Annotated in this window: 12 protein-coding genes; 5 read left to right on the plus strand and 7 right to left on the minus strand. The window is 66.9% G+C overall.

What is annotated here, in order from left to right; genetic code table 11:
* The first annotated feature begins 146 nt into the window (after positions 1-146).
* Both ABD05_RS27250 and ABD05_RS27255 read left to right on the plus strand, forming a co-directional pair.
* The gene (locus ABD05_RS27250) at positions 147-566 is read left to right on the plus strand and encodes a DoxX family protein (protein ID WP_047903071.1); all 420 of its coding nucleotides are present in this window, start codon (positions 147-149) and stop codon (positions 564-566) included.
* A 63-nt stretch (positions 567-629) separates the two neighbouring features.
* The gene (locus ABD05_RS27255; protein WP_047903072.1) at positions 630-1,733 is read left to right on the plus strand and encodes a porin; all 1,104 of its coding nucleotides are present in this window, start codon (positions 630-632) and stop codon (positions 1,731-1,733) included.
* A 77-nt stretch (positions 1,734-1,810) separates the two neighbouring features.
* Here the strand turns inward: ABD05_RS27255 and ABD05_RS27260 are convergent, their stop codons facing one another.
* From ABD05_RS27260 to ABD05_RS27270, 3 genes are all read right to left on the minus strand, one after another.
* Positions 1,811-2,353, minus strand: a complete 543-nt coding sequence (locus ABD05_RS27260) for a cysteine hydrolase family protein (protein ID WP_047903073.1) — start codon at positions 2,351-2,353, stop codon at positions 1,811-1,813.
* 235 nt (positions 2,354-2,588) lie between these two features.
* Positions 2,589-3,908, minus strand: a complete 1,320-nt coding sequence (locus ABD05_RS27265) for an MFS transporter (RefSeq protein WP_047903074.1) — start codon at positions 3,906-3,908, stop codon at positions 2,589-2,591.
* Positions 3,909-3,950: 42 nt separating this feature from the next.
* The gene (locus ABD05_RS27270; RefSeq protein ID WP_047903075.1) at positions 3,951-5,135 is read right to left on the minus strand and encodes a M20 aminoacylase family protein; all 1,185 of its coding nucleotides are present in this window, start codon (positions 5,133-5,135) and stop codon (positions 3,951-3,953) included.
* 182 nt (positions 5,136-5,317) lie between these two features.
* On the opposite strand from ABD05_RS27270, the gene ABD05_RS27275 reads away from it, so the two are divergent.
* Together ABD05_RS27275 and ppnP are read left to right on the plus strand one after the other, a co-directional pair.
* Positions 5,318-6,220, plus strand: a complete 903-nt coding sequence (locus ABD05_RS27275) for a LysR substrate-binding domain-containing protein (RefSeq protein ID WP_047903076.1) — start codon at positions 5,318-5,320, stop codon at positions 6,218-6,220.
* A 209-nt stretch (positions 6,221-6,429) separates the two neighbouring features.
* Complete coding sequence (ppnP, locus tag ABD05_RS27280; RefSeq protein ID WP_047903077.1) at positions 6,430-6,750, plus strand: pyrimidine/purine nucleoside phosphorylase; 321 nt, start codon at positions 6,430-6,432, stop codon at positions 6,748-6,750.
* Between the two features lie 87 nt (positions 6,751-6,837).
* Here the strand turns inward: ppnP and ABD05_RS27285 are convergent, their stop codons facing one another.
* From ABD05_RS27285 to ABD05_RS27300, 4 genes are all read right to left on the minus strand, one after another.
* Entirely contained in the window at positions 6,838-7,173 is a 336-nt protein-coding gene (locus tag ABD05_RS27285) for a hypothetical protein (RefSeq protein ID WP_174418674.1), read from the minus strand.
* Between the two features lie 510 nt (positions 7,174-7,683).
* Entirely contained in the window at positions 7,684-9,471 is a 1,788-nt protein-coding gene (locus ABD05_RS27290; protein ID WP_047903078.1) for a chloride channel protein, read from the minus strand.
* Between the two features lie 20 nt (positions 9,472-9,491).
* Positions 9,492-9,905: a MarR family winged helix-turn-helix transcriptional regulator gene (locus ABD05_RS27295; RefSeq protein ID WP_047903079.1), complete on the minus strand. Its 414-nt coding sequence runs from the start codon at positions 9,903-9,905 to the stop codon at positions 9,492-9,494.
* Positions 9,906-10,021: 116 nt separating this feature from the next.
* Positions 10,022-11,197, minus strand: coding sequence for an HPP family protein (locus ABD05_RS27300; protein ID WP_047903080.1), 1,176 nt, complete (start codon positions 11,195-11,197; stop codon positions 10,022-10,024).
* 362 nt (positions 11,198-11,559) lie between these two features.
* On the opposite strand from ABD05_RS27300, the gene ABD05_RS27305 reads away from it, so the two are divergent.
* Positions 11,560-12,528, plus strand: a complete 969-nt coding sequence (locus ABD05_RS27305) for a LysR family transcriptional regulator (protein WP_047903081.1) — start codon at positions 11,560-11,562, stop codon at positions 12,526-12,528.
* The last annotated feature ends 145 nt before the right edge of the window (positions 12,529-12,673 follow it).

The raw sequence follows: 12,673 nt of genomic DNA on the forward strand, positions 1-12,673 counted from the left end.
CGTCGAACAAGAGGAGGAGCACAGCACATCGGGCGGACCCCGATGCCGGTTGTTGCAGAGCGGGGCGGGCGGTGCAGGCTGCCGCCCGTCCCGGTTCATTGGCAATCCGGTGCGCCAGCCGCGCATCGTTTTCGTTGATCGATACCATGACACCGAATCAACCGTTTCTCGCGTCCCAGCGCGATGTGCTGCTGCTGCTTTCCCGGATCCTGCTCGTGATCCTGTTCGTGATGTTCGGCTGGAAGAAGATCATCGACTTCCCCGGCACCATCGCGTTCATGGGTTCGGAAGGCGCACCCGCGCCGATCATGTCCGCCGCGATCTCCGTCGCGATGGAGCTGTTCGGCGGGATCGCGATCCTCGTCGGCTTCCAGACGCGCCCGCTCGCGCTGCTGCTTGCGCTGTATACGATCGGCACCGGCATCATCGGCCACCACTACTGGACGATGACGGGCGGCGAGCAGATCAACAACATGATTCATTTCTACAAGAACATCGCGATCACGGGCGGCCTGCTCGCGCTCTGCGCAGCGGGCCCCGGACGTTTTTCGATCGATCGCGGATAAACAGGCCCGGGGCGCGCGCATGGGGCGCGCGCTGGAAGGTCGAGATTCCGAGGGGGCATCATTTTGCGACTCAAACATTTCGCATGGCTGATCGCGGCTGCGACGCCGGCAGCCGCTTTCGCACAAACGAGCGTGACGCTGTACGGCCGTGTCGACGGCGGCATCGAATACCTGAACCACATCGCCACACCGAACGGCAGCAAGTCGCGCTGGAGCGCGGAAAGCGGCGACTGGGGCACCAGCATGTTCGGGCTGAAGGGCATCGAGGATCTGGGCGGCGGGCTGTCGACGGTCTTCAACCTCGAAACCGCGTTCCAGGTGATGAACGGCCAGACCGGCGGCGGCCGCATGTGGTCGCGGCGCGCGTATGTCGGGCTGAAGAGCGACACATGGGGCCAGCTGCAGGCCGGCCGCAACCTGTTCATCGACAGCGACGGCGTGTGGGAATTCGATCCGTTCGTCCAGCAGGCGTTTTCGTCGGCGTCGCTCGTGCGCGGCCGCAACTGGCAGCAAAGCAGCAACAACATCGAATATCACAGCCCGGTGATCGGCGGCTTCGACGTGCAGGCGCAATACGCGTTCGGCAACCAGTCGCGCGGCTTCAACTACGGCGCGGCCGACGATTTCGGCCGCTCGGACGGGATCATGATCTCGTACCACTCGCCGGTGCTCGACGTGCGCGGCATCTACGACGAACTGCGCGACAACAACGGCAAGTTCAGCAACATCTTCACCGCGTCGCGCGAGTATTTCGTCGGCGCGAACGTGAAGGTGTCGAAGTTCAAGATCCAGGGCGCGTATACGCACTACCAGGCGCCGGACAGCCCGGCCGGCGTTGCCGATCGCGCGGATCACTACTGGCTCGGCGCGACCTACACCGCGACGCCGCAGTGGGCCGTGACGGGCGGCGGGTACTACGTGAAGGTCGGCAGCGGCGGCGGCGATGCGTCGCACGATCCGTCGGGCCACGCGATCATGTACGTGCTCGGCACCACGTACAACCTGTCGAAGCGCACGTTCCTGTACGGCACGGTCGCGTATGCACGCAACGGCGGCAACTCGAACTTCTCGCTGCTCGCGACGCCGCGCGATGCGACGTCGGGCACGAGCCCGCTGGCGGGCGAGTCGCAGACGGGGGCGTATGTGGGGATGATGCATACGTTCTGAGCCGGGCAGCTACCAAGCAACGCACGGGCGGCAGTCGTCCGTGCGTTGTTGCGTTTACGGCGTGCGGTTGGTGGCGGTCAGAACCAGCAAGCCTCAGTCGTCATCAGCGTCGCGAACGGGCCATCGAGCGTCGCATTGTGATGCGCAACGATCCGCTCGGCCGGCAGTGCCGGCGTGTCCATGCAGGTGTGCGCGTCGGTCACGAGCACAGCGCGAAAGCCGAGATCGGCGGCGGCGCGACAAGTCGTATCGACGCAGTACTGCGTCTTCATGCCGGTGACGACGAGTTCGCCGATGTTGGCCGCGCGAAGCCATTCGGCGAGGCGCGTGCCCGCGAAGCAGCTCGGGCGGGTCTTGTCGAACACGGTGTCGCGCGCGGGATCGATCGCGAGTTCCGGCAGCAGCGCGGCGAGCGGCGAATCGGGCGCGATCGGCGAACCGGTGGGACCGGTATGGCGCACCGCGAACACGGGCGCGCCGGCGTCGTGCGCGCGGCCAATCAGCCGATTGATGTTGGCGAGCACGCGCGCGCCGTCATGCGGGCGATCCGGGCCATGGAACAGCCCGACCTGCATGTCGACGACGAGCAGTGCGCGTTGCGGGGAAAGGACTTCGGACATCGCGTTTCTCCTGAATGACCGGTACAGGGACGGAGAAACGACAAGACCCCGTCCGGAACCGGCGGGGCCTGTGAGGAATCGGTGGCGCTACGACCTTGCGCGCACTCGCCGCACGAGCCCGCCGAAGGCGGTCGTGCGCGTCGTGGTCAAAGAAGTGGTCGTGGTGTGGCGCATGGAGCGATCATGCATGATGCGCGCGCACCGCGTCAATCGCGTGCCGCGCATCGGCCGCCGCTCAGTCGAGCGACTTCCCGGCCTTTTCGTCCATGCAGCGTATCGCGAGCAGCGTGAACACGCCGCAGCCGATCGCATACCACGCGGGTGCATTCGGGTTGCCGGTCGCCGCGATCAGCCACGTGACGAAGAACTGCGCGAAGCCGCCGAAGATCGCGACGCCGACGCTGTACACGAGCGCGCCGCCGGTCGCGCGTACCGCACGCGGGAACAGTTCGCCGAGCATCGCTCCTGTTGCGCCGACGTTGATTGCGTGCACGATCGACAGCGCCGCGATGATCGACAGCAGCGACGTGGCACCCGGCCAGCGGTTCAGCGCGATGAACGCCGGGTAGATCGCGGCCATCAGCACGATGCGCGTCCACCAGACGATCCGGTTGCGCCCGTAGACGTCGGACAGATGGCCGCCGATCGGCGTCACGAGCATCAGGATCGCGCCGGCGACGCAGCCGGCCGTCATCGACAGCCAGGTCGGCAGGTGCAGCACCTGCACGCCGTAGATCGCCATGTAGAACACGATGATGTAGTGGATCGACGTACCGCCGATCGTCACGCCGAGGCCCGCGAACACGGCCTTGCCGTGATGGCGCAGCACGTCGGCGAGCGGCAGCGACGCAACCGGTTCGTCGTGCGCGGCGGCGGGCGCAGCGGCCGGCACTTCCTCGACGGTGCGGCGCAGCCAGTAGCCGAGCGGCACGAACAGCGTGCCGATGATGAACGGCACGCGCCAGCCCCAGCTTTCGAGTTGCGCGGCATTCAGCGTCGATGTCAGCGCAACGCCGGTGAGTGCGCCCGCGAGCGCGGCGAGCCCCTGGCTCGAGAACTGGAACGATGCGTAGAAGCCGCGACGATGCTGCGGCGCCTGCTCGAGCAGCAGTGTCGTCGACGCGCCGACTTCGCCGCCCGACGCAAACCCTTGCAGCAGGCGCGCAAGCACGAGCAGCAGCGGCGCGGCGAAGCCGATCTGCGCGAAGGTCGGTGCCACCGCGATCATTGCGGTGCCGAGCGCCATCAGCAGCAGCGTCAGGATCATCGCCTTCTTGCGGCCGGCGCGGTCGGCGTACATGCCGATCACGAGCCCGCCGAGCGGCCGTGTGACGAAGCCGACGCCGAAGCTCGCGACCGCGAGCATCAACTGCCCGAACGACGAATGCACCGGGAAGAACAGCTTGCCGATCAGGATTGCGAAGAAGCTGTAGACGGTGAAGTCGTAGAATTCGAGCGCGTTGCCGACGGCGGCGGCCGCGATCAGCCGGCGTTTCTTCGCGGCGGCGCGTGCATCGGCCGGCGTGCCGGCGAACGGAAGGGCAGACGTTTCCATGGGGTTCCCCCGGTAAGCGCGAAACTGCGTGATGAAGGGCCGTCAGGCCGCGAGCCAGGCTTCGGCGACGCGAACCCAGTAGCTCGCGCCGATCGCGAGAATGTCGTCGTTGAAGTCGTAGCCGGGGTTGTGCACCATGCAGCCGCCCTTGCTGCCGATCCCGTTGCCGATGAACGCATAGCAGCCGGGGCGCGCTTCGAGCATGAACGCGAAATCCTCGCTGCCCATCAGCGGCGCGGCTTCGGTCTCGACCCGCTCGGCGCCGAGCATCCGGCGCGCGATGTCGGCCGCGAACGCGGTCGGTTCCGCGTGATTGACGAGCACCGGGTAGCCGTAGTCGTAGTCGACTTCCGCGGTGACGCCGAAGCTTTCCGCCTGGCCTTTCACGAGCGCTTCGATGCGGCGCGCGAGCAGCGCGCGCACGTCGGCGTTCAGCGCGCGCACCGACAGCTTCATCACGACGGTTTCGGGAATGATGTTGAACGTCTCGCCGGCCTGCACGCTGCCGACCGTGATCACGGCCGCATGTTGCGCATCGACCTCGCGCGCGACGATCGTCTGCAGCGCGACCATGATGCTGCCCGCGGCCGACATCGGATCGCGCGCGAAGTGCGGCATCGCGCCGTGGCCGCCGACGCCGCGCAGCGTGATCGTCACGCGGTCGGCCGACGCCATCGCGGCGCCGGTGCGGAAGGCCATGTCGCCGGCCGCGCGGCCCGGCATGTTGTGGATCGCGAAGATCGCGTCGCACGGGAAGCGGTCGAACAGGCCGTCGTCCATCATCGCCTTCGCGCCGCCGAAGTTTTCCTCGGCCGGCTGGAAGATCAGGTTCAGCGTGCCGGAGAACTGGCGCGTCGCCGCGAGGTGGCGCGCCGCGCACAGCAGCATCGCGGTGTGGCCGTCGTGGCCGCACGCATGCATCTTGTTTGCGTGGCGGCTCGCGTACGGCAGGCCCGTGGCTTCCGCGAGCGGCAGCGCGTCCATATCCGCGCGCAGCCCGACGGTGCGCGTGCCTTGCCCTTCGCGCAGCACGCCGACGACGCCCGTCTTGCCGATACCGCGATGCACTTCGTAACCCCAGCCGGCGAGCAGCTCGGCGACGAGATCGCTCGTGAGCGTCTCTTCGAACGCGAGTTCGGGATGCGCATGGATGCGGCGGCGCACCTCGACGAGCTCGGGGGCGATCGCGGCGATGCCGGGGATGACGGGGTTCACGGCTTGCAGCATGGTGTCTCCTGTGGGGCAGGTGGGGCGTTTGACGTGCATATGACGAGACAGCATATAAATTTCTTTTGCTCACCAGAAGCTGATAAATTGCTTTGGTGCACACCACCGGTTGCCGCTCGGGAATACCCTGAACCGGCGCGCACGGCCGGGCACAGGGTTTCCACGGATCACGCATCGCCGCCATGAAATACCATCAGTTGAAAGCGTTCGTCACCGTCGCGGAAGAAGGGAGCATTCGCGCGGCCGCGCGCCGCCTGAACGTGTCGCCGGCGGCGCTGACGAAGGCGGTCAAGGAACTGGAGATCGCGCTCGGCGTGTCGCTCGTCGTGCGTACTGCGCGCGGCGTGCAGCTCACCGCATTCGGCCAGCAACTGCAGGTGCGCGCGCGGCTGATCGTCGCTGAAATGCAGCGCGCACGCGACGACATCGAGCAGGCACAGGGCGCGATGACGGGCTCCGTCTCGGCGGCGATCACGCCGGCCGCCGCTGTGACGATCCTGCCCGATGCATTTCGCGCGTTCCGGCGCCGCTTTCCGGTGGCGCGCGTGAACCTGGTCGAAGGGTTTCCGGGCGTCGCGCTGCCGCGCCTGCACGACGGCTCGCTCGATTTCGCGGTGGCCGTCGTCGTGCCCGAACTGCTGGCGGCCGAGTTCGATCATGCGGAGCTCTATGCGAGCCGTTCGCTGATCGTCGCGCGCAACGGGCATCCGCTCGCGTCGGCCACGTCGCTCGCCGATCTCGTCGACGCCGACTGGCTGATGAACCCGTCGCCGGAAAGCTCGACGCAGGCACTGTTCAATTCGTTCGTCGCGTACGGGCTGCCGGTGCCGGCGCGCGTCGTCGAATGCCCGAGCTTCGGGCTCGCGCATAGCCTGATGACGGGGTGCGACCTGATCGCGTCGATGCCCGAGCAACTGCTTCAGGGCGAGTGGGCACGCGATCAGTTGACGGTGCTGCCGATTCGCGAGCGTTTGCCGGCGGTGTCGGTGCAGGTCGTCACGCGCCGCGACAGCCCGCTGACGCCGGCCGCGGCGATGCTGCTGGATTGCCTGCGCGATTCGGCGCGACGCAAAGGGCTGCGGTGAGCTGGTAGCTGCCGGCAGCGACCGTCATTGCATAGTCATCCTGACGATCTGGTGCGCAGCGCAGCGGTCGATTGAAGGGCACGACGCTCGCTCGGCGGGCACGCAGTTCCGGCGCACGCCGCGCGAGCCGGTATCATAGCGGCCGGCCCGCCGTTCCGGCCGGCCTCCAACAACATCGCCATCCGGCATCCAGCAATCAGAGGCATCACATGACCACTGCAACCCAATTCGACAACGTATCGGTCGTCAAGCGCGCGAACGTCTATTTCGACGGCAAGTGCGTGTCGCATACCGTGCTCTTCCCGGACGGCACGCGCAAGACGCTCGGCGTGATCCTGCCGTGCGCGCTCAACTTCGGCACGGACGCGCCCGAATTGATGGAAGTGCAGGCGGGCAAGTGCCGCGTGAAGCTCGACGGCAGCAGCGAATGGCAGACCTACGGTGCCGGCGAATCGTTCTCGGTGCCGGGCAAGAGCCGCTTCGACATCGAAGTGCTCGAGACGCTCGACTACGTCTGCAGCTACCTGTAAGCGCAGGCGGCAGCAATAGAAAAGCCCCGCCGAAGCGGGGCTTGTCGCAAGCGGATGGCGCAAGGCTATCCGGAGCGCCTGTTTTCGTTACAGGCAGGCGTTGATGTCGCCGGCCGACGACGCATCGCCGCCGCGGAAACCGACCCAGGTCTTCGCGTTCGCGGCGTTGGCCGGGCGCACCACGGCGGCGGCGCCGTTCGGCGGTTGCTGACCCGGTGCATAAACGGCCATCGCGAGGCCGTTCGCGAGTTCATACTGCGACGTCACCTGTTGCTGCGACTTGTCGGCCCAGGTCTTGGCGATGCACTGCGCCACCTGGTCGGCGGGTTTCTGGCTTTGTCCCACGTTCTGCAGGGCAGAATCGGCTGCATGAGCAGAAAATGCCACGGTCAATGCGATGAGCGGTAAGTATTTCACGTTCACGTTATCTCCCTCGAGTCGTGATTGATTGAGTGGGATGCGCAGCAGTACTGCGTGCTAATGAGATCGCATTGAACAAGCACGGTTCCGGCTATTCCGAAACAAGTTGTTAACGCGCTTGCCAAGCGGCGGCTGCGGTGCTGTGCAGCTCTGCTGCGGCGCGGCATGCATCGTGTGCGGCCCGTCGATGGACGGGTGACGCGGCAACGACGTCATGCGTTGCCTGGTCGGCGCGCTGCCCGATGATGTGGTGAGGTGACGGTCGCGGCGTGCGGCATGTGTCTGCATGCCGCGCCGCGACTCTTTATCTGATTCTGATCGCGAATTGGAATGGCTGAATGTGTTGGCCCCGTCGCATGGGTACCATGATGACAAACTTTCGTCGGTTGGATTGTTAACCAACTTTAAACGCGGAAAGCGATGCGGTGCACGAGGCGCGCGCCGCATCGTGCAGCGAGGTGAGGCGCGATGATGAAGCGGTGCGCGGCCGGGGTGCCGCGCACGCTGGATGCGTCAGCCGGCCTTGCGCGTGCCGATGTCGCGCAGGTTGGCCGGGACGATCGGGCGAAAGCGCTCGCGCTTGTGTTCGTCGTCGAAATGCTGGAGCGCGGGCTTGATCAGGTCGCTGCGCGATACGATTCCCGTGATGCGCAGCGATTGCGTGTCGTCGACGACGGGCAGGCGTTCGAGGCCGAGCATCGCGAGTCGCGATGCGACGACGCGGCACGTTTCGTGCGCAAGCGCGACGGTGGGCGCACGGTTGGCGAACGCGCCCGAGATCGGCGTGTCTGGCGCTGCATGTGCGCGCTGCGCGTCGAGCGTCGCGCGATCGACGAGGCCGAGCAGGCGACCGTTCTGCACGACCGGATACGCGCGATGCGTCTGCTTCGCGCCGAAGTACTGCGTCTCGACGGCATCGAGCGTCGACGCGCCGTCGATCGCGACGAGCCGGTCGGCGGACGTCATCACTTCGCCGATGTCATGCCGCTCGAGCGGATCGACGCCGTATTCGCGGTAGATGTGATAGCCGCGGCGCGCGATCTTTTCCGTCATGATCGAGCGCTTCATCACGATGGTCGCGAAGCCGTGCGCGACGAGCGTCGCTGCAAGCAACGGCAGCAGCGCGTTGGCGTCGTGCGTGAGGCCGAACGCGAACACGATCGCGGTCAGCGGGGCGCCGAGCGTCGCGCCGAGCGTCGCGGCCATGCACACGAGCGGCCACAGCGCCGGATCGCCGCCCGGCAGCACCGGCGACAGCACGGTGCCGAGACCGGCGCCGAGCATCAGCAGCGGGGCGAGCACACCACCCGACGTACCCGAACCGAGCGCGATCACCCACATCACGGCCTTCACGAGCAGCAGCGCGAGCGCGATCTTCAGCGCGATGTGCTGGTGGAGGAGGTCGCCGATCACGTCGTAGCCGACGCCGAGCGCGCGCGGTTCGAGCCAGCCGCCGACCCCGATCACGATCGCGCCGAGCGCGGGCCACCACATCCAGTGCACGGGCAGCTTCGCGAAGGTGTCCTCGACGCGGTACAGCGCAGCCGACAGGCCGCAGGCGAGCATGCCCGACAGCAGGCCCGCGACGATGCACGACAGCAGCGCGACTGGCGTCGGCGCGGCGGTGGCGAGCGGAAACAGCGGATCGGCGCCGAAGAACAGCGCGCGTGCGAAACCGGCGACCGCGCATGCGAGCGCGACCGGCAGGAAACTGCGCGGACGCCATTCGAACAGCAGCAGTTCGACCGCGAGCAGCACCGCGGCGACCGGCGTGCCGAACACGGCCGTCATGCCGGCGGCCGCCCCGGCGACGAGCAGCGTCTTGCGCTCGGCGGCGGTCACGTGCACGCACTGCGCGATCAGCGAGCCGAGTGCGCCGCCCGTCATGATGATCGGGCCTTCGGCGCCGAACGGGCCGCCGCTGCCGATCACGACGCCGGACGACAGCGGCTTGAGGATCGCGACTTTCGGCGACATGCGGCTCTTGCCGAACAGGATCGCCTCGATCGCTTCGGGAATGCCGTGGCCGCGGATTTTTTCCGAACCGAAGCGCGCCATCATCCCGACGATCAGCCCGCCGATCACCGGTACGACGATCACCCATGCGCCGAGCGTGTGGTTCGCCGGAGAGCGGTCGGCGAACGAGAACTGCTGGAAGAAGAACAGGTTCGTGAACAGGTGGATCAGGCTCAACAGCACGAACGCGGCAAGCGTGCTGAGCAGGCCGATCCCGGCGGCAAGCAACGCGATCCTGGGCAGGCGTTCGTTGGTCGAGAAATCGCGTTTGTGCGGTGCGTTCATCGGAGTGGCAACAGTAAGGGTCAGTAATCGATCTGGGGAACCTGGAACGTGCCCTTGAGCGACTTCAGCTCGGCGCGATGCATCGCCGCGAGGCGTGCGAGCAGTGTCTCGCCGGCTTGCTCGAGGTGGACCTCGACCTGCCGGCGGTCCGCGTCGCTCGTCTTGCGCTTCACGAGCCCGAGCGCTTCGCAGCGCGTCACCAGCGCGACGACACCGTGATGCTGCGCCTGCAGGCGTTCCGCGAGCTCGCCGACGGTTGCCCATTCGCGATGCGGATAACCCTTGATGTGCAGCAGCAGCAGGTATTGCAGCGGCGTCACGCCTTCGCTTTGCGCGGCGCGTTCGGAAAAGCGCTCGAAGCGGCGCATCTGGTAGCGGAACTCGGACAGTTGCTGGAAATCGCTTTTGTTCAGCGCGCGTCGGGTATCGTTCATCGAGATCGGTCGGACAGTCGGTTTCGGAAACGGCTAATGTATCACAACATGATATAAATGAGCGAATTGAGGCGGAATGAATGCATTCCGCGTGGCGTCGGCGCGTTGCGCTTGCGTTAAGCGGCCTCGAGCATCTGCGTCTGCCGGTAGAGGCCCGTGACCAGATCCGTCTGCGTAATGATTCCCACGAGCCGCCGCGACGCATCGACAACCGGAATGTGGTGGTGGCCCGAATGCGTGAACAGCGGCACGAGCGCCGTGATCGGCATCGTTTCCGGCACGAACGCGACGTCGCGTGTCATCACCGACGCGACGCTCGCGGGCTGGCCGCCGAACGATTGCGGCAGCCGCGCGGACAGGCGTTGCCACAGCGGGGTCGGGCGGCGCAACTGGCGCGTGAGGTCGGCGCGCGTGACGATGCCGGCCAGGCGGCCTTCGCCGTCGACGACGGGCAGCGCCTTCACGCGGTGGCGGTCGAGCAGCGTGAGCGCGGCCGTCACCGACGTCGACGGCGCGACCTCGATCGCATTCTTCGTCATCAGGTCGGCGCACCTGAGCTGGCCGAACGTGCGCGTATAGGCCTGCATCTCGGTTTCGCGCAACAGCGTTTCGAGATCGTCCGGATCGACGTCGAGCCATTCGCTGCGGCGCTTCAGCACCGCGTCGAGGTCGCCGCGCGTGAAGCCGCCGCGCGCCGGTGCGGCGCCGCCTGCCTGCGGTTTCGCTTCGGGGCGCACGCCGCCGTGCGGATAGCGGTGCCCGGTCAGCGCGTGATACGCGAGCGCGGCCGACAGCAGGATCGCCGATTGCAGTGCGATCGGCTCCAGCACGAAACTGAATCCGAGCGAATGGATTGCCGGGCCGCCGACCACGGCCGTGAGCGCGACGGCGCCCGACGGCGGGTGCACGCAGCGCAGCGCGAACATGCCGCCGATCGCGCATGCGATCGCGACCGCGGCGGCCGTGATCGGATCGGCGATCCAATGCGCGCACGCGACACCGACCGTCGCCGCGACGAGATTGCCGCCGATGATCGACCACGGCTGCGCGAGCGGACTCGCCGGCACCGCGAACAGCAGCACGGCCGACGCCCCCATCGGCGCGACGAGCAGCGGCACGAGGCCCGGCACGCCGGGCAGCCACCGCATCGTGACGCCGACCGTCGCGATGCCGACGAGCGCGCCCGTGCACGAACGCAGGCGCTCGCGCCAGCCGAGCGACATCGGATGGGGAAGGAAGCTGTGCAGCCATTGGCGCAACGTGCGGCGCGACGACGGGGAGCCTGACGACATGGACGGTAAGCAGTAAGAATGACGGCGCGGATGCGCGCGGCGACAAGGGTGGAATTATATCGTGTTGTGATACAAATTGTCGCGCTGCATCAGGCCGTTGCACGCGCACGGCGCACACGCCTTGCAAAAGCCTTTCATCCGATGAAAGCTTGGGCGCCGGGCGATAGCGCAAATTCGTCTGCGGCGGCGTACAATTCCGGCCACTGAATCCCCGATATGCCAGAACCACGTACGCGATGCCCGCTCTCCCGCCTTTCCCCCGGCACGGTGATCGATTCGACGTGGTTCGCGGCTGCGTTCCGTTCCCCATCTGACGCGAGCGCCGCCGACGCCTCCCCACTGACTCTCCCCAAGCCAATCCAATGGACATGCTCGAAAACATGCGCCTGTTCGTGCGCGTTGTCGAAGCCGGCAGTTTTACTGCGGTCGCGAAGGAAATCGACGCGACCACCGCGCAGGTATCGCGCGCGGTATCGAACCTCGAAGCGCACGTACAGACGCGCCTGCTGCATCGCACGACGCGCCATCTCGGCCTCACCGAAAGCGGCGAACGCTATTTCGAGCGCGCGAAATCGATCCTCGCGGAAATCGACTACGCGAACGCGGAGGCGCGCAACGCGCTGTTGCGGCCGAGCGGCAAGATGCGCATCCATGCGATGACGGGGCTCGGGCAGAGTCATGTCGTGTCGTCGATCGTCCGTTACCAGGAGGACAACCCGGACGTGTCGGTCGAGCTGACGCTCGCGCAGCGGATGCCGAATCTCGTCGAGGAAGGCTACGACGTGTCGATCGTGACGGCGTCGCAGCTGCCCGATTCGGGCTATGTCGCGCAGACCTGCGGTACGAGCTGCAGCGTGCTCGTCGCGTCGCGCGAATACCTGGCGCGGCACGGCACGCCGCAGACGCCCGACGATTTGCCGAACCACGTGTGCCTGCGCCTCGATACGCCTGCATCGCCGGCCGGCGAATGGCGGCTCGAGCGCAATGACGGCGAGGAGGCCGTCTACGCGCTGCAGCCGGCGCCGTTCCAGGTCAACGTACCGGACGCGCTGTGCGTCGCGGTGCGCGCCGGGCGCGGGATCGCGTGCGTCGCGTTGTATACGGTGCTCGACGACATTCGCGAAGGGCGGCTGATCCGCGTGCTGCCCGAGTACCGGTTGCAGACGGTGAGCGTGTATGCGGTCTACGCGACGCGCCGTTATCTCGACGCGAAGATCCGCACGTTCCTCGACCACCTGCGCACGACGCTCACGCCTGCGCTGGAGAACGACCTGCGCGAACTCGACCGGTTGACGGTCGAGCAGATGCCGGGCGGCCGCAAACGCGCGTGACGGCACGGGCGGACGTGTGCAGCCGGAACCACGTGCGCCATCGCGATGCTCATGCGCCCGGCGGCGCGATGCGAATCCGCTCGAAGCAGCCCGCGCGCCATATATAAGGTGCAACCGAGCATGGAAATCGTATCGATATCGGTCT

The sequence above is a fragment of the Burkholderia pyrrocinia genome, assembly GCF_001028665.1.
GTDB lineage: Bacteria > Pseudomonadota > Gammaproteobacteria > Burkholderiales > Burkholderiaceae > Burkholderia > Burkholderia pyrrocinia.

What these genes read in the sequence shown, in the direction of transcription:
- ABD05_RS27250 (WP_047903071.1), top strand. Translation starts at nt 147, where the DNA reads ATGACACCGAATCAACCGTTTCTCGCGTCCCAGCGCGATGTGCTGCTG.
- ABD05_RS27260 (WP_047903073.1), bottom strand. Translation starts at nt 2,353, where the DNA reads ATGTCCGAAGTCCTTTCCCCGCAACGCGCACTGCTCGTCGTCGACATG.
- ABD05_RS27265 (WP_047903074.1), bottom strand. Translation starts at nt 3,908, where the DNA reads ATGGAAACGTCTGCCCTTCCGTTCGCCGGCACGCCGGCCGATGCACGC.
- ABD05_RS27270 (WP_047903075.1), bottom strand. Translation starts at nt 5,135, where the DNA reads ATGCTGCAAGCCGTGAACCCCGTCATCCCCGGCATCGCCGCGATCGCC.
- ABD05_RS27275 (WP_047903076.1), top strand. Translation starts at nt 5,318, where the DNA reads ATGAAATACCATCAGTTGAAAGCGTTCGTCACCGTCGCGGAAGAAGGG.
- ppnP (WP_047903077.1), top strand. Translation starts at nt 6,430, where the DNA reads ATGACCACTGCAACCCAATTCGACAACGTATCGGTCGTCAAGCGCGCG.
- ABD05_RS27290 (WP_047903078.1), bottom strand. Translation starts at nt 9,471, where the DNA reads ATGAACGCACCGCACAAACGCGATTTCTCGACCAACGAACGCCTGCCC.
- ABD05_RS27295 (WP_047903079.1), bottom strand. Translation starts at nt 9,905, where the DNA reads ATGAACGATACCCGACGCGCGCTGAACAAAAGCGATTTCCAGCAACTG.
- ABD05_RS27300 (WP_047903080.1), bottom strand. Translation starts at nt 11,197, where the DNA reads ATGTCGTCAGGCTCCCCGTCGTCGCGCCGCACGTTGCGCCAATGGCTG.
- ABD05_RS27305 (WP_047903081.1), top strand. Translation starts at nt 11,560, where the DNA reads ATGGACATGCTCGAAAACATGCGCCTGTTCGTGCGCGTTGTCGAAGCC.